We start from the raw sequence: 16798 nt of genomic DNA, 5'->3' as shown, positions 1-16798 counted from the left end.
ATCAGCTCCGTTCGGTCGCATAGCGGTTGTGGGGACGCGGCAGGCCGAGCCGGCCGCGCAGGGTGGTGAGCGGGACCGGTATCCGGTCCAGGAACGCGGGCAGGGCCAGCGGCCGCAGGACGAGTCCGTCCGCCGCGCATTCCTGCTGCACCTGCTCGGCGAGCTGCCGCAACGTCCGCGCGGTACCCACATGGCGAACGCTGTCCGGCCCGGTGGTGGTGGTCCACTCTTCCAGCCGGTCCACCTCCCGCGCCGCCCGATCGGCCGCATCCGCGATATGGACCTCCAGGTCGAGCAGTACTCGCACCTGCCGAGGGTCGCGACCCGCCGCCGCCACGGCCGAGCGCAGGACCGACCGGGCCTCGGCGGCAGTGGCGAGGTCGGGGGCGGCTATACGGATGAGATCGGCGTACCGCACCGCGGTACGGGTGGCGTGCGGTCCGGCGGCCCGGACCGCCAGCAACGGCTGCCCCTGTGGTGGACGGGGCGTGATCGACGGGCCTTTGACCGAGAAGTTGTCACCGGCGAAATCGATGTAGTGCAGCTTCTCGCGGTCGACGAAACGTCCCGACGAACTGTCCCGGATCTCCGCGTCGTCTTCCCAGCTGTCCCACAGCCGGGTGACCACTTCGATCGCCTCACCGGCCTCGTGCCACAGCGAATCCGCCGACTGTTCGGATTTGCGGCCGAACAGCCCCGCCTGCGCGGCGCCCGGCGATACGGTCACCTCCCAGCCCGCGCGACCGAAGGTCGCGTAGTCGAGGCTCGCGATCGCCTTCGACAGATGGAACGGTTCGGTATGGGTTACCGGGGCCTGCGGGACAATGCCGAGCCGGGTGGTGACCGCCGCGACCCGCGCGGCGATACCCACCGCGTCGAGCCGCCCCCGCGCTCCCCCCGATTGCAGGGCGAAGGAATCCGGCAGGAAAGCCAGATCCAGCCCCGCGCGGTCCGCGGCGACGGCCGCGTCCATCCAGTAACCGCCGGTGAACAGGTCCTCGGCCCGCGAATCGGATCGGCGCCAGGACGCGGGATGTACTCCCGTACCGGCCAATTCGACAGCGAGCAGCAAGTTCGGCACCGGCGCCATCACGCGGTCCTCTCTCTCGGCCGGTGCCGGCGCGCGGCACCCGGCACAGCCAGCAGTAGCTCCCGGGTGAACTCGTGCCGGGGTGCTTCGAAGATCTCCGCGGTCGGACCCGTTTCCACGATCCGCCCCTCCCGCATGACCGCGACCCGGTCGCTCATCCCGCGCACCACCGCGAGATCGTGCGAGACGAACAGATAGCTCAGGGACAGTTCGGTCTGCAGATCGTCGAGCAGACCCAGGATCTGCTCCTGCACCGAGACATCGAGCGCGGAGACCGGTTCGTCGAGAATCACCAGGTCCGGACGCAGGGCCAGTGCTCGGGCGATGGCGACGCGCTGGCGCTGACCGCCGGACAGTTCGGCGGGCCGCCGTTGCGCGGCGGAGACCGGCAGCGCGACCTGGTCGAGCAGTTCGGCGACTCGGTCGCGACGAGTGGATCGATCCCCGATACCGAATGCTCGCAACGGCTCGGCCACGATATCGCCGATCGTCAGCTTCGGGTTCAACGAGCTGTACGGGTTCTGGTACACGATCTGCACACGTCGCCGCCACTCCCGCAACCGGGTACCGCGCAGACCGCCGATATCGGTGCCGTCGAATATCACGGTGCCGCGATCGGGTTTCTCCAGCCGGGCGATGATCCGGGCCGTGGTGGATTTGCCGGAACCGGATTCGCCCACGATGGAGAGGGTTTCACCGCGATCGAGGGTCAGCGAGACATCGTCGACGGCCGCGAGAGTGCTCGCCCGCCCGACCCGGAAGGTCTTGTGCAGACCGTGGGCCGACAGTAGCGGAGCCGCGGCGCGCGGGCGTTCGGGACGACGGGACCGGCTCGTTCCGGACACGGCGGCCAACAGGCGGCGGGTGTACTCGTGGCGTGGTTCGGTGAACACGTCGGCGGCCGGGCCGGATTCGACGATCCGGCCGTGCCGCATCACCACGATCCGGTCGGCCCGGTCGGCGGCGACCCCGAGGTCGTGGGTGATCAGCAGGACCGCCGTGCCCGATTCCGCGGTGCGCCCGGCCAGATGGTCGAGGATCCGCCGCTGCACGGTGACGTCGAGAGCACTGGTCGGCTCGTCGGCGATCACCAGACGCGGTCCACAGGCCAGTGCGATACCGATGAGCACCCGCTGGCGCTGGCCGCCCGACAGATCCTGCGGGAACTGCCCGGCGCGCAGTGCGGGGTGATCGATCCCGGCCTCCGCGAGAATCCGTTCCGCCTCCACCCGCGCGGTCCGCCGATCCGCCAGACCGTGGATCCGCAATGTCTCGGCGACCTGCTCCCCGATGCGCAGCACCGGATTCAGCGAGACGGCCGGGTCCTGGGGAACGAAACCGATCTGGGCACCGCGGATCTGCCGCCAGGCCCGCGCCGGTAGGCCGTCGAGCCGCCGGCCGGCGAAGGTGACCGTGCCCGAGGTGGTCTCGCCCCCGCCGCTCGGCAGGCCGATCACGGCATGGGCCAGGCTGGATTTACCCGATCCGGACTCACCCACCACGGCAACCGTCTCACCGGCACGGATCGTGAGTGATATCCCGTCGACCGCGGTGGTCGTCGTGGCGCCGGTCCGGTACTCGACGGTCAGTCCGTCGATCTCCAGCAGCGGATCCGCGGCTCGGATCGCGCTCACCAGGACCACCCCGAGAGGAACAGGTGCGGCATCCGGGCGGCCAGACCGGTCTGGAAACGCCAGCCCTCCCCCAGGAAGCCGCGGATCCGGCGCACCGTACCCACCAGTGGGTCTTCCGCTGCCGAATCGGCGGCGGCAGCCGCCGGTCGGCGATCGGCCCGCACGCGGGCTGTGCGATCGGCCCACACGCGGGCAGGGTCGTGCTGTGTCATCGCAGTCCCTCCTGGGCGAAGGCCCGGCCGAGGCGCTGGGCGGCGAGCACCACCGCGACGATGACCAGACCGGGCAGGGTGGTCAGCCACCAGGCGGTGGCGAGATAGTTGCGGCCCTCCGAGATCAGCGATCCCCATTCCGGAGTCGGCGGGGCGGCACCGTAACCGAGGAAACTCAGCGAGGACACCGCGAGCACCGCGAGACCGAATTCGACGGCGGCCAGTGCGGCGACCGGCGCGTAGGCATTGCGCAGCACATGCCGGAACAGCACCCCGTACCAGCGCACCCCGCAGGCCCGTGCCGCCTCCACGTATGGTGCCTGCCGCACCCGCAGCACTTCCGCGCGCATCAACCGGGCGAAACGCGCGATGAGCGCGATACCGACCGCGATCGCCACATTGCCGGTACCGAAACCGAGCACTGTCACCAGGGCCAGTGAGACCAGCAGTTCCGGGATCGACAGCAGGACGTCCACGCAGCGCATCACGATGCTGTCCACCGTGCCGCCCAGTACACCCGACACCACACCGAGCAGCGAACCGGCCACCAGCCCGATCGCCACCGCGAGCACGGTCGCGGTGAGCGACAGCGCCGCCGCGTGCACGACCCGGGTATAGAGGTCGCGACCCAGGTTGTCGGTGCCGAACCAATGGTCCGGGCCGGGTCCCATGAACTTCTCGGCGGGCACACCGCTCAACGGATCGCCGCCGGCGAACAGCGCGGGCAGCACCGCCCAGCCGAGTACGAGAACCAGTACGGCACCGGAGATCACGACACCCGCGCCCGTACGCGCCCGGCGAGGTGACCGTCGCTTCGCTCGCGGCGGCGCGCTCTGCTCCGGTGGCGGCGCGACGAGTTCGCGGATCTCAGGCACGGGCCCTCTCCTTCTCCCGGATTCCGTCCACCACTCGTGCGTCGAGCAGCGGATACACCAGGTCCACGAGCAGGTTCACCAGGACATACACCGCCGCGCTGAAGACGACGATGCCCTGTACCACCGGAATGTCCTGGTTCAGCACGGCGGTCTGGGTGAGGCGGCCGACCCCGGCACGCGCAAAAACCGTTTCCACGATCACCGATCCGGCGAGCACCGTGCCGACCCAGACTCCCGCGATGGTGAGTGCCGGACCGACCGCCGCGCGCAGCACATGCCGCCACTGCACCCAGGACCGGGACGCTCCTTTCGCGAACGCGACCGCGACGAACGGCTGGTGCCAGGTGGCGATCAGATTGCTGTACAGGACCTGCGCGATGACCGCGCCCACCGGAATCGCCAGAGTGACCGCCGGCAGGATCGTCCCGCTGAAACCGGTACCGCCGAATGCCGGTACCAGGCGCAACTGGAACGAGAACAGGTGCAGCAGGACGAGCCCGACCCAGAACGTGGGCATGGCCGCCCCGACCGGCGGGAGCGCGGTCAGCAGGCCGCGTACCCGATCGCTTTCGGTGTAGGAGGCGGCCAGGGCCAGCGCCGCGCCGAACACCGCGGCCAGCACCAGCGTCGTGGCGGCCAGCGCCAGGGTGGAGGGCAACGCCTCCCCGATCGCCTCGACGACGGTCTGGCCGGTACTCAGCGAATGCCCCAGATCACCGCGCACGGCGTGGATCAACGCTGTCGCGTACTGCTCCCAGACCGGTTTGTCGAGGCCGTACCGGGCCTGGAGTTCGGCCACCGCGGCCGCGTCGACCGGGGTGCCCGGGTTGGCGTCCACGGCCAGCTGCACCGGATCGGCGGGCAGCAGGTACAGCACCGCGAACGAGAGGGTGAACGCGGCCCACAGCACGCCGGCCGCCTGGAGCACCCGCAGCAGTACGTACCGGGCCGGCGCGGTCATCGGCCGCTCAGCCAGGTATCGAAGAACTGCAGGCGCGCCGAGGCCTCGAAGGTCAGTCCGCCGACAGTGTTCGCGACCCCGATGGCCTGGGAGAGCTCGATGGTCGGAATCCACAAACCCTCGTCGAGCAGCAGACGCTGCGCTTCCCCGATCTGCCGGGCTCGCTGCGCACTGTCGACTGCCGCCAGCTGCCCGGACAACACCGCGTCGAGCGCGGGGATCGCACCGCGATCGTTCAGGTTCCGGGCGTCGAGGCCGAAATTGCTGCGCAGGATATCCCCGTCGGCACGGGTGACGTTGTAGTAGATGGTGTCGAAATCCTTGGTGTTCTGCCGCACCGTGTAGTCGGCGTTGGCGGCCGGTTCCAGCCGCAACTCCACCCCCGCGGCCCGCAGCTGCTGCTGCAGGAGTTCGAGGATCGCCTGGTTCCCGGCGAAGGCCGCGCTGAACAGCACTCCGAAGGACAACCGTTCACCGTTCTTCACCCGGATACCGTCACTGCCCGGCACCCAGCCACCCGCGTCGAGAGCCCGTCTCGCCGCGTCGGGATCGAACCCGAGTTCACCGCTGAGATCGATGTATCCGGGTGTCGTATGAGCGAGCGGACTGGTCGCCGCCCGGAACTGCGGGCCCAGCACGGTATCGACGAGTTCCTGGCGGTCGACCGCGGCCAGTAGCGCCGTACGTACCACGCGGTCACGCAGCGGACCCCGGTTCACGTTGGGTTGCAGACCGAAGGTGATACCCGGATTGGAGGCAGTGGCCACCACTCCGCCCGCGGCCTCGATCTGGGGCGCGTCCTGGGGCAGGGCGTCGCTGGTGGCGTCGAGTTGACCGGATACCAGGCTGCCGGTGCGCACCCCGGACTCCGGAACCACCGTGAACTGGATGCGGTCCAGGTACGCCTCACCCTGATGCGCGAACACCGCCGAGCCCCAGTTGTATCCGGCGCGTTTGGCGAGGGTCACCGAATCGCCCTGGCGGTATTCGGCGTAGGTGAACGGCCCGCTGCCGATCGTATCGCCCAGGCAACGTTGTTCCGCGTCCTTCGCCGTGGTGGCCGCGGCGAGGATACCGAGCTGCGGGGTCGATGTGGCCTGCAGGAACTGCACATTGGCACTGCTGAACCGCACTCGCGCGGTCCGCGGGTCCACCACATCGGTACCGGTGTAGCCGGCGAGATAGGTGGCGGCCAACGGCGCCTTGGCACCGCCCAGCACCCGCACGATCGAATCGAAAGTGCCGCGTACCGATTCCGCGGTCAGCGGGGTGCCGTCGCTGAAGGTCACGCCGTCGCGCAGATGGAAGGTGAAGGTCCGCGCATCCGGGCTCACTTCCCAGCGCTCGGCCAGCCACGGCCGGAGCTCACCGCCGGCCGGATCCTGATCGGTCAGCGAATCCGCGATCTGGCGGGTGACGTAGATGGTCTGGTTGGTACCGCCCTGCGCCGGATCGGAGCAGGTCGGCGCCTGGGAGAGTCCGTACCGCAGGGTTCCACCGGGTTGCGGCGGGCCACTGGCACCGGTCCGGCTCACCCCGCCGCCGCACCCGGTGAGGGCGAGTATCGCGGCGAGTACCCCCACCAGGGCTACGGGTCGTTTCATCGAGTTCTCCGGATCGCACCGCGCCGGGACCGGCCGCGGCATCGTCGGGCCGGGGCCGCTCGGGTGGGCGGTCTCCCGGATGCTGGGAAAGACGTTAAAGAGCGACCGGCGAGACGTCGCCGGTCTCGATCACTCTGAATCCAAACCTTGGGCGCCCCGGGCAGCCGGTGCCCCGTCCCTGCCTGTTGCGCAGGGCCGCGGCACCCGCATCCGGGCACCTATCTCATCGAACCGGCGGTGGTCTGCGGCCGGTTCCGGCGGACGCCGCCGGAACCGGCCCGCACACCGCGGTCACGAGTATCTCGGTTTCCATCGACTGCATCCCTCATCTCTCATCGCAGTACGAGGCAAAGATGCCGGAGCGGCCGGGCGCCGGACAGACCAGGACTCATCGCGATTCGGGAAATCATCGCGATCCGAAACGGTGACATGTCCCCACCCGGTCACCGCTTGTCAGAAATGGCCGGCCAGCGGCAGCGGTTCCTCGTTGACCCGCAGATTCCCCAGCGCCCGCGCTTTGTACGCCGCGGGATTGTGCGAGAAGAGCGTGCGCAGATTCCGCCAGTGCCGGTCGAGTGCGGCAGCCCCACGAGTGGCGGAGGCGCCACCGACATCGAAGATCCGCCCGGCCGCCCGCAGGGCGAACTCCTCGATCACGATTTTGGCCTGCGCGGCGCGCACCGAGGAATAGCTCTCCAGCACCGGATCGATTCCGGTGGAGCGGGCCGCGGCGAACGAGAGGTCCTGCGCCGAGGCGGCGGCGAGCACAATGGCCTGCGCGGCGAAGGCCGCGGCGTCCAGTTCACCCACCACCGCTAGCAGTTGCGGATCACGGCGCGGTTCCTCGGTATTGGCGAAAACGAAGTTCCGCACCCGCGAACGCACCAGTTCGGCGGCGTCGGCGGCGACCGAACGCAGGATCCCGGCGGCGACAGCGTGCAGGTAGAGCTGTGGGAAGGACTGACGAGGGCGATCCGCGCCACGCGGATCACGGAAGGGCAATGTTTCGTTCACCGCGACAGCGACATCGGTGAACACCGTGGTGCCACTGCTGGTGTGGCGCTGACCGATCCCGTCCCAGTCGTCCACATGTTCCACGCCGGCCCGGTCCACCGGGACGATCGCGCTCAGCACACCACGATCCGGGGCCTCGGCGGTGACCCGGACGTAATCGCCGTAGCGGGCGCCGGTGCTGTAGAACTTGCGGCCGTCGAGCCGGTAGCCGCCGGGTGCCGGGGTGAGGGTGCTGTCGTAGGTGTAGGCGCCGACCGGGTTCGTGCCGAGTTCGGTCAGCGCACCGCCGAAGAGCTTGCCCGCCAGCACCTCCGGCAACCACGCGTCCTGGTGTTCGGTGCGCGGCAGCCGGTAGAGGTCCTCCACGAAACCGAAGTGCACCCGCAGAATATGCGGGACATCGGGATCGGCCTCGGCCAGATCGATGAGGAAGGCGAACAGTTCGGTCACCGTCCAGCCCGGGCCGCCGTCGGCGACCGGTACCCGCACCGCGCCCAGCCTCAGCCGTTTGATCGCGGCGATCGCGGCATCGGGCGGCTCGGTACCGCCGGCGACCCGGCGGCGGCGGGCGTCGGCCGCGATCTGGGCGACCAGTTCGGCGAGCTCGCCGGACCCGGGGCGCGGAACGGGTGTGAGTACGGTTTCGGTACTGGGCATGGGGTCTCCTCCGAATCAAGGTCGGCGCAGGTGCCGCGGCCGGTGGCTGGGGTCTCGGGGCCGGTCGCCGCACGATCGGCGCGGCGCGGAATCACCGCTCGCCGGAAATGTTCCGTTCGCCGGGTGGTGGATAAGGATTCCGGGCGGGTCGGGAATTCGACGGCCGGTCCAGTATCGAGAAGCCGAGCGCCGGTGAACAAGGCAGCCCCGCTACGAATTCCGTTCAGAGAATCCCGACTTCTGACCGCTGCATATGACAGTGCACCCGCCCTCCTATCGAGCAAAAGCCTTGAAATCAACGAGATTCCATGACGAATGATGGAGATTAAGCTCGATTTCACAGTTCCATTAATTCTCCTTCCGAGACAAATTGTGGTTCGTCGCCTGCCCCGGAGTTAGGTTCCCTTTCGTGTCCGGCTATCTGTGGCGTCGTATCGGTCAGGCCCTCCTCGTGGTGGCTCTGGCGTATTCGGCCGTGTTCTTCATCCTCAACGTCCTGCCGGGCGACCCGATCGAGCAGCAGATATCCAACCCCGAGAACCCGATCACCGATGAGGACGCAGCGGCACTGCGCGCCTACTACCGGCTCGACCGACCCGCGTACCTACAATTCGCGGTATCGATCACCCGGCTGTTCACCGGAGATCTCGGGTATTCGCTCAACAGTGGGCAGAGCGTTTCCCGGCTACTCGGGGAAGCCGTTCCGTCCACGCTCGCACTCGCGACGGTCGCCTTCGCACTCGCCGCGCTGATCGGTTTCGCCATCGCCCTCGTGGCGGTATTCGCGCCCTGGGCGCCGCTGCGCGAAATCGCCCGGACCGTTCCGGCGATATTCCTGTCCGTTCCGGCGTTCGTCACCGGACTGCTGGTCCTGCAACTCGTCGCCTTCCAGCTGGGCTGGATGTCGGCGGTCCGCGATCAGGGGCTGCGGTCGGTGGTGTTCGCGGCGCTCCCGCTGGCGCTCCCGGTGGCCGCGCCGATCGCGCAGATCCTGACCCAGGGCCTGGCGAACGCGTGCGGACAACCGTACGTGGAAGTGCTGCGCGCCAAGGGTTTACCGTCGCACCGCATCATCTTCGGGCATATCGTGCGGAACGGCTCGATACCGACGGTGACGATCGTCGCCATCACCGTCGGTGAACTCCTGGCCGGTTCGGTGATCACCGAGACCGTGTTCAACCGCACGGGGATCGGTTATCTCACCGAAACCGCCGTGCGCAATCAGGACAGCCCGATCATCCAGGCGGTCGTCATCTCGGTCTCCATCACCTTCGTGGTGGTCAACCTGCTGGTCGACCTGGTGTATCCGCTCATCGACCCGCGGATCCGGAAAAGCGCGCCCGCGCGCCGGGTGTCCGCGCCGCCCGCGACGGAAGGTGCGGTGGTATGACCGCGACAACAGTGCCCCGGAGGCTACGGCTACCGCGCCGGCGGGAGTTCCCGCTGAGCGCCTGGGATGTTCCCACCCTCCTGATCCTGTTCCTGATCACGGCGATGATCCTCGTACCGGGCCTCGTCGCCCCCTACGATCCACTCGCCGAGAATCTCGCACCACCCCTGTCGGGCCCGAGTCCGGCGCACCCGTTCGGGACCGATTATCTCGGCCGGGATCTGCTGAGCCGGATCGTCGCGGGAACGGCGGCCACGATCAGCGGTTCGTTCATCGCGGTACTGATCGGGCTGGTCGCCGGGACGACGCTCGGGCTGCTGGCCGCCTATTTCGGCCGGGTGGTGGACGGTGTGGCCGGGCGGATCGTCGATGTCCTGCTGTCGATCCCGACCCTGCTGCTCTCGATCACCATTATCGTGGCCCTCGGTTTCGGCACGGTGAACGCCGCCGTCGCGGTGGGGGTCTCATCCGTCGCGGTATTCGCCCGGCTGGCACGTTCGGAGGTGCTGGCCGTACGCCGTCTGCCGTTCGTCGAGGCCGCCGAGCATATGGGCGCGGGCCATCTACGCCTGCTGCTGCGGCATGTACTGCCCAATTCCTACTCCGCGGTGCTGTCGCTGGCCGCACTGCAGTTCGGGACCGCGATCCTGGCGATCGCGTCGCTGAGTTTCCTCGGCTACGGCGCGCAACCGCCGGAACCCGAATGGGGCCTGCTCATCTCCGAAGGCCGCAACTACATCAACTCCCATCCGACCCTGGTGTTGTTCCCGTCGCTGGCGATCGTGCTCGCGGTGATGACGCTCAGCAGGCTCGCGCACCTCATCCGGAAGAAGGTCGGCTGATATGGCCCAGCAGGATCCGCTCCTGGCGGTATCGCATCTGAGCGTGGACTACGGCACCGCGGGATCACACCGCGAACGCCCGGTCGTCTCGGATATCTCGTTCGGGATCGACCGCGGGGAGGTCGTGGCCGTGGTCGGCCAGTCCGGATCGGGTAAATCCACGATCGCCCGCGCGATACTCGGTCTGCTCCCGGACGGCGGGCGCGTCGTGGGTGGCAGCGTCCGGCTCGACGGTCGCGACATCACCGGCCTGGACAGCCGCGGCTGGCGCGATATCCGGGGCAGCGCCATCGGATTCGTACCCCAGGACCCGCTGGGTTCCCTCGACCCGCTCGAGCGGGTGGGCGATCAGATCGCCGAGGTACTGCTCACCCACGGTCTCGCCGAGCCGCGGACCGCCCGGCGCCGCGCGGTCGAGCTGCTGGACCGGGTGGGTATCGCCGAGGCCGGGAAACGGGCACGGGACTACCCGCACCAGCTCTCGGGCGGACAGCAGCAGCGGGTGCTCATCGCCATCGCGATCGCCGGGGATCCCGATCTGCTGATCGCCGACGAACCCACCTCCGCCCTCGATGTGACAGTTCAGCAGCGCATTCTGGACCTGCTCGATGATCTGCGCCGGGAACGCGGGCTCGGAGTCGTGTTCATCACCCACGATCTCGCGCTGGCGGAGAACCACAGCCACCGGGTCGTGGTCCTCTCCGACGGCACCGTCCGGGAGACCGGCGACACCGAACAGGTGCTGCGCTTCCCCACCGACTCCTACACGCGCACCCTGATCGAGGACGCGCCCGCGCTGTCACCGGACCGGTACGCCCGCCCGGATCTGCCGACGGATGCCCGGCCGGTACTCGAGATCAGGAATGTCGGCAAGGCGTTCCATCCCGGGGCACCCGTACTGGACGACGTGAGTTTCACGGTCACCGAGGGTTCGGTACACGCCTTGGTCGGTGAATCGGGCTCCGGTAAGACGACGCTGGCCCGGACGCTGGCCGGACTCACCGGTTTCGATACCGGCACCGTGACCGTCGACGGCGTCTCGCTGACCGCGCGGGACTGGTCGACGCCCCGCAGACGACGGGAACGCGCCCGGGTGCTGACGCTCGTCCAGCAGAACCCCCTGGCGGCGCTGGATCCCCGGATACCGATCGCCGAGGCGGTCGCCGAACCACTGGCCGTCAACCGGATCGGCACCCGGCGCTCCCGGCGCGCTGCCGCGGTGGCCGCGCTCGACCGGGTCGGACTGCCCGCCGAGATCGGTGCCCGCCGCCCGGCGGAGGTGTCCGGCGGGCAGCGACAGCGGGTGGTGCTGGCGCGGGCGCTCATCGTGGACCCGCGGATCCTGGTGCTCGACGAGCCCACCTCGGCGCTGGATGTGACGGTACAGGCGCAGACGATCGGCCTGCTGCTGGAATTGCAGCGGAGGCTGGGCCTGACACTGCTGTTCATCTCCCACGACCTGTCGCTCGTCCGGCAGATCGCCGACGAGGTGAGCGTGCTGCACGACGGCCGCCTCGTCGAGAGCGGACCGGTGCGTAGCGTTTTCGCCGCACCGCGGCAGGCCTATACCCGCCGGTTGCTGGACGCGGTCCCCCGGTCCGGCGCGGTGGTGAGCGCGGCATGAGCTTCCTCGTCCGCGTCGTGCGCACCGCGACGGCCGTTCTGCTGGTCGCCGCCGGTGTCACCGCCTGCTCGGTGGCCGACGAAAACGATCGTCCCGTCACCCCCGGCCGCGGCGGGCATCTGACCTACCTCGACGCCGAAGCCCTCGCCTCGATGCAGGTACAGGTCAGTTATTGGCAGAACAGCCTGGTCAAGGATCAGGTACTCGATCGTCTCGTCTATCAGAATCCCACCACGTTCCGGTTCGAACCGTGGATCGCCGAGAAATGGACCCTCGACGAATCGGGGACGGTCTACACCTTCACCATCCGCGACGGAGTCACCTTCAGCGACGGTCAGGAACTCGACGCAGGCGCGGTGGAGCGCAACCTGAACTGGCAGTTCACCGGCGACAAAGCCAAAGGCATCACGCCCAATCCGATGCTCCCGAAATCCGGCGTCACCATCACCTCCGACGATCGGGCCCGTACGGTGACGGTCACCCTGCGGGAGCCCTACACCCCGTTCATTCCCGTGCTGTCGATCAATACGGCCGGCCTGGTCGCCGACCGGACGATCGAGGCGTCCAAGGAGACCCAGTCGGTACCCACCAACCTCGTCGGCTCCGGGCCCTTCGTAGTCGAATCCGAGGTACCGGACAAGAAGGTGGTCCTGGCCAAACGGCGTGGTTACGACTGGGCCCCGGCCACCGCCCCGCACCAGGGCGAGGCCTATCTCGACACGGTCACCGTCATCCCGGTCACCGAGGACAGTATCCGGGTCGGTGCGCTGCGCGCCGGCCAGGGCGATGTGATCCGATACGCGCAACCCCCCGACGAAACCCTCTTGCGCAGTGAAGGGTTCGAGGTACGCGGGCTGCGCACCCCGGGGTTGGCCAATACCCTCGATATCCGGCAGACCGCGCCGTACCTGCGCGATATCCGGGTTCGCCGGGCCGTCGCTTCCGGGATCGACCGGCAGGAGATCCTGCGCACGCTCTACACCGACAACTGGCGCGCGGCGAAGAATGTGGTCACCGAGAACTTCCCCGGCTACCGCGACCGCTCGGATGTGGTCCGCTACGACCCGGGCGAGGCGCAGCGACAGCTCGATGCGGCCGGTTGGGTGACCCGGGATTCCGACGGCTACCGGACCAAGGACGGTGCCCGGCTCTCGATCCTCGTCTACGTCGATGTCTACGACCACACCGCCCGGCCGATGTACGAGCTCATCCAACGGCAGTTGCGCCGGGTCGGCATCGAACTCGTGGTGCGGCAGACCGATTTCGCGAACTATCCCACCGCCAGCATCGCCGACGAGGTCGGCCTGCGCCGCAACGGCTGGCCGACCCCGGATCCGGTGCGCCTGTGGCAGAACTACGACAGCGGCGGCGGTGATCTGTACGCCCTCGACGGCGCCGATCCGACCATCGACCGGTTGCTCCGGGCCCAGCTCGTCGAAACCGATCCCCGGCGCCGCGCCGCGCTGCTGCTCGAATACACCGATTACGTCCTCGACAACGCCTACACCGTCCCGCTGCTCGAGGACACCCAGATCTTCGGGGTGGCACCCCGGGTCCAGGGCCTCACCCATGCCGCGAATTCGGTGCCCTGGTTCTACAACGCCTGGATCGACGCCGGACCCGGAAAGCGAGATTGATATGTCATTCGTCCTCGGTCTCCAGATCCCCGACGAACAGCTCGCCCGGGAAGCCGCTACCGGATTCGGCGATCTGCCCGAACGCCTCGACGCCGCGGGGGTCGGATATCTCGTGCTCGGCGGCGACCGCGGTGCCGGGGCCGGCACCTCGCTGAACCCCGCTCTGCTCGGCACCTTCTTCGCCCGCCGCACCACGGGTCTGGGGATCGTGGTCGCGGCCGCGCCGCAGCGGGACCATCCGTTCAATATCGCCCGCCGCGTCGCCGCCCTCGATCACATCTCCCGCGGCCGGGCCGGCTGGCTGGCCCTGCGCGCCGACCATCACCTCGCGTTAGGTGCGCCGCGGCAGGGAACCTGGGCGGCGCCCGATGCTCCGGTGGGTGCCGAACTGCTCGCCGACGCGGTGAGCGCGGCCCGGGCTCTGTGGCGCACCTGGCCGCTGGAAACCCTCACCCGCGAATCCGCCGGCCGGGAACGCACACCCGATATCGAAGTCCGCTACGCCGACCACACCGGAGCGTTCCCGACGACCGGCCCACTGAATGTCCCCACGACACCGCAGGGTGAGCCGGTCGTCGGATGGGTTTACGAGCCGGGCGACCGCGCTCATTACGGCGTCACCGATATCGCGTTCGTCTCGCCTCGTGACCTCGCTGTGGCGGTATCGGGGGATCCGGCCGTGACGACCCATGTCCGGCTGCCCGGTGAGGAAGCCCGATTACGGTCCCGGATCGAAGAACTGGCCGATGCGGCGTGGGGTGTCACCGGAGTGGTGATCCGGATCGGCCTGGCCGAAGTACCGGGTTTCCTGGACCGCACCCTGCCCGCCCTGTCCGCGGCCGGGCTGGTCCGGCCGCGTGACCCCGCGGCCGATGCCGCGCCGACGCTGCGCGATCATCTCGGTATCCCGCGGCGAACCGAACCGGATCCACTCCGGTGGCGACCGGTCTACACCTCAGCCTGAAGGAGTCCGTCGTGGCACGCGAACACATCATCCTCAATATCAATGTGCTCGATCTCGGAATCAGCCCGGCCGCCTGGCAACTGTCCGGTCTGCCCCGGGACGCGACCACCACCGGCGAGTACTTCGCCGCGATCGGGCAGCTGGCCGAACGCGGTACCCTCGACGCCCTCTTCCTCGCCGACAATCCCGCGCTGCGTGAGGATCCACTGCGCAAACCGGGCGATCGGGCCCTGGAACCGACCACCATCCTGGCCACCGTCGCCGCGGCCACCCGTCATCTCGGTCTCATCGGCACCCTGTCCACCACCTTCAACGATCCCGTCGAGCTGGCCGAACGGATCCTGTCCCTCGACCATCTGTCCGGTGGGCGTGCGGCGTGGAACGCGGTCACCACCTACAACCCCTCGGCGGCAGGAAATTTCGGGCTCGGCACGACACCGGACCGGGCGACCCGCTACCGACGTGCCGGTGAATTCGTCGATACCGTCCTCGGTCTGTGGCGCGCGGCGGGCACCGAGCGGGATTTCACCCATCGGGGGGAGTTCTTCGAAATCGCCGGCCGGCTACCGCTGGGCGCCTCACCCCAGGGATATCCGCTGATCGTGCAGGCGGGCGGGTCACCCCAGGGCCGCGACCTCGCCGGTCGCACGGCCAATGCCGTCTTCACAGCGGAGATGACACTCGCCGCCGGACTGGAGCACTACGAACAGGTCAAACTGGGTGCGGTCCGGCACGGCCGGCCCCGCCGCGATATCGCCGTACTGCCCGGATTGATCACGATCATCGGCAGTACCCACGCCGAAGCCCGCCGCCGCTACGAGACCGCCCGTGAAATCCAGGACCCCACCGCAGAATTCACCCGACTGGGCGCACCCCTGGGCCACGATCTCACCGAGTATCCGCTCGACGATCCCTTCCCGCCGCATATCCTGGCCGATCTCGCCGATCCGGACGCCTTCACCGGGTCGCTGGGTTTCCGGGAATCGCTGGTGCGCGGGATCCGGGACCGGATCGCCGCCCGCGGCCGCGGCTACACCCTGCGCGAGGCCCTGTTCGAATTCGGCGCGGGCGGGCACCGCCGGATCATCGGCACCCCGGTGGAGGTGGCCGCGACGATCGAGGAATGGTTCCGGGCGGGCGCCGCCGACGGTTTCAATCTGATGCCCGACGCCTTCCCCCAGGGATTGGAGATCTTCGTCGACGAGGTGGTGCCGATCCTGCGCCGCCGCGGACTGTTCCGCTACGAGTACACCGAGCGGACCCTGCGGGAGCGATTCGGAATCAGCCCCGCGACCACCCACGCGGCCGCCTGAACGGCCCCGGACCGGCGGAGGCATCCCCCTCACGACACCAGTTCGCGGGGTACGCGAAGGATATCGACGGTGCGCAGAATCCGGATGGCCGCGGCCACCGCCGGTCGTGCCGCGGAAGCCTGGCGATAGGTCACGCCGACCCGGCGGATACTATCGGCCACCGGCCCGGCCACCAGTGCGCGGTGTTCGCCGGACAGCGACATCTCCGGCACGATCGCGACGCCCAGACCGTGTGCCACCATATCCGCCATCCCGTCGAAACTCCCGCTGCGGTGCTGGATCCGTGGCGCGAAACCCGCTTCCCGGCAGGCGAACATGATCGAGGCGATCGAGGGCGCGCCGTCGCGGGCCGCGATCCAGTCGGCGTCGCGGACCGCCACCAGACCACGCCGCCGCACCTCCTCCCGCAGACCGGCCGGCGCGATGAGTACCAGCGGATCGTCGCCGAGGAATTCGGAAGCCAAGCCGACCGGCAGGTCCCGGGTCCCGAAGGAATACGCATAGGTGATCGCCAGATCCACCTCCTGGCGGCGTAGCGCGGGCACCGATTCCACCGGCATCAGCTCGACCACCCGCACCCGCAGGCCCGGGTACTCCCGCATCAGTTCGGCCGCCGCCGGAAGCGCGAATCGGGACTGTGCCGTACGGAATGTCGCCAACGTGAGCACCCCGGTCACCTGCTCGGCCGTGGCGGCCACCGCACTCTCCGCCTCTTCCAGCGCCGCGACTATCCGCGATGTGTGGTCCACGAGTACCCGGCCCGCGTAGGTGAGGCGCAGTACCCGGCCCTCGCGGCGGGTGAGAACGGTGCCGACCTCCTCCTCGAGGATCCGCAACTGCTGCGAAACAGCCGAGGTGGTGATGCCGTGCAGTTCCGAAACCGCTGTCATGGTGGATCGTTCGGAAAGGTCACGGAGCAGGATCAAGCGGCGGATATCGTACATGGAATCCTCGTTTCGCAGACGACGGAAGCCATTGTCC

Annotated in this window: 14 protein-coding genes; 6 read left to right on the top strand and 8 right to left on the bottom strand. The window is 68.8% G+C overall.

Going from position 1 to position 16798, the window contains the following annotated elements; all coding sequences use genetic code 11:
• Position 1 precedes the first annotated feature (1 nt).
• From ACWEWT_RS01540 to ACWEWT_RS01510, 7 genes are all read right to left on the bottom strand, one after another.
• The gene (locus ACWEWT_RS01540) at positions 2-1090 is read right to left on the bottom strand and encodes an LLM class flavin-dependent oxidoreductase (protein ID WP_452555050.1); all 1089 of its coding nucleotides are present in this window, start codon (positions 1088-1090) and stop codon (positions 2-4) included.
• Positions 1090-2724 carry a dipeptide ABC transporter ATP-binding protein gene (locus ACWEWT_RS01535; RefSeq protein WP_452555048.1) on the bottom strand — a complete coding sequence of 545 codons (1635 nt, stop codon included), beginning with the start codon at positions 2722-2724 and terminating at the stop codon, positions 1090-1092. Before ACWEWT_RS01535 ends, ACWEWT_RS01540 begins: the two co-directional genes overlap by 1 nt.
• Complete coding sequence (locus ACWEWT_RS01530; protein WP_452555046.1) at positions 2721-2936, bottom strand: hypothetical protein; 216 nt, start codon at positions 2934-2936, stop codon at positions 2721-2723. The genes ACWEWT_RS01535 and ACWEWT_RS01530 overlap by 4 nt, the downstream gene beginning before the upstream one ends.
• Complete coding sequence (locus ACWEWT_RS01525) at positions 2933-3811, bottom strand: ABC transporter permease (protein ID WP_452555044.1); 879 nt, start codon at positions 3809-3811, stop codon at positions 2933-2935. The genes ACWEWT_RS01530 and ACWEWT_RS01525 overlap by 4 nt, the downstream gene beginning before the upstream one ends.
• Positions 3804-4772, bottom strand: a complete 969-nt coding sequence (locus ACWEWT_RS01520; RefSeq protein ID WP_452555042.1) for an ABC transporter permease — start codon at positions 4770-4772, stop codon at positions 3804-3806. Before ACWEWT_RS01520 ends, ACWEWT_RS01525 begins: the two co-directional genes overlap by 8 nt.
• Entirely contained in the window at positions 4769-6376 is a 1608-nt protein-coding gene (locus ACWEWT_RS01515) for an ABC transporter substrate-binding protein (protein ID WP_452555040.1), read from the bottom strand. The genes ACWEWT_RS01520 and ACWEWT_RS01515 overlap by 4 nt, the downstream gene beginning before the upstream one ends.
• A 453-nt stretch (positions 6377-6829) precedes the next feature.
• Positions 6830-8047 carry an acyl-CoA dehydrogenase family protein gene (locus ACWEWT_RS01510; RefSeq protein ID WP_452555038.1) on the bottom strand — a complete coding sequence of 406 codons (1218 nt, stop codon included), beginning with the start codon at positions 8045-8047 and terminating at the stop codon, positions 6830-6832.
• A 409-nt stretch (positions 8048-8456) separates the two neighbouring features.
• Between ACWEWT_RS01510 and ACWEWT_RS01505 the strand changes: the two genes are divergently transcribed.
• From ACWEWT_RS01505 to ACWEWT_RS01480, 6 genes are read left to right on the top strand one after another with little or no spacing between them, the layout of a single operon-like run.
• The gene (locus ACWEWT_RS01505) at positions 8457-9437 is read left to right on the top strand and encodes an ABC transporter permease (RefSeq protein ID WP_452555036.1); all 981 of its coding nucleotides are present in this window, start codon (positions 8457-8459) and stop codon (positions 9435-9437) included.
• The gene (locus ACWEWT_RS01500; RefSeq protein ID WP_452555034.1) at positions 9434-10279 is read left to right on the top strand and encodes an ABC transporter permease; all 846 of its coding nucleotides are present in this window, start codon (positions 9434-9436) and stop codon (positions 10277-10279) included. Before ACWEWT_RS01505 ends, ACWEWT_RS01500 begins: the two co-directional genes overlap by 4 nt.
• A 1-nt stretch (position 10280) precedes the next feature.
• Positions 10281-11903, top strand: a complete 1623-nt coding sequence (locus tag ACWEWT_RS01495; protein WP_452555032.1) for a dipeptide ABC transporter ATP-binding protein — start codon at positions 10281-10283, stop codon at positions 11901-11903.
• Positions 11900-13540, top strand: coding sequence for an ABC transporter substrate-binding protein (locus tag ACWEWT_RS01490; RefSeq protein WP_452555030.1), 1641 nt, complete (start codon positions 11900-11902; stop codon positions 13538-13540). The genes ACWEWT_RS01495 and ACWEWT_RS01490 overlap by 4 nt, the downstream gene beginning before the upstream one ends.
• 1 nt (position 13541) lies before the next feature.
• A complete protein-coding gene (locus tag ACWEWT_RS01485) occupies positions 13542-14504 on the top strand; it encodes an LLM class flavin-dependent oxidoreductase (RefSeq protein WP_452555028.1) in 963 nt (320 codons plus the stop codon).
• A 44-nt stretch (positions 14505-14548) separates the two neighbouring features.
• On the top strand, positions 14549-15817 hold the full coding sequence (locus ACWEWT_RS01480; protein ID WP_452557629.1) for an LLM class flavin-dependent oxidoreductase: 1269 nt from the start codon (positions 14549-14551) through the stop codon (positions 15815-15817).
• Between the two features lie 29 nt (positions 15818-15846).
• Here ACWEWT_RS01480 and ACWEWT_RS01475 read toward each other — a convergent pair whose 3' ends face one another.
• Positions 15847-16761 carry a LysR substrate-binding domain-containing protein gene (locus ACWEWT_RS01475; protein WP_452555026.1) on the bottom strand — a complete coding sequence of 305 codons (915 nt, stop codon included), beginning with the start codon at positions 16759-16761 and terminating at the stop codon, positions 15847-15849.
• Positions 16762-16798 lie beyond the last annotated feature (37 nt).

The sequence above is a fragment of the Nocardia sp. NPDC003963 genome, assembly GCF_053605105.1.
This window is presented reverse-complemented; position numbering and strand designations above follow the sequence as displayed.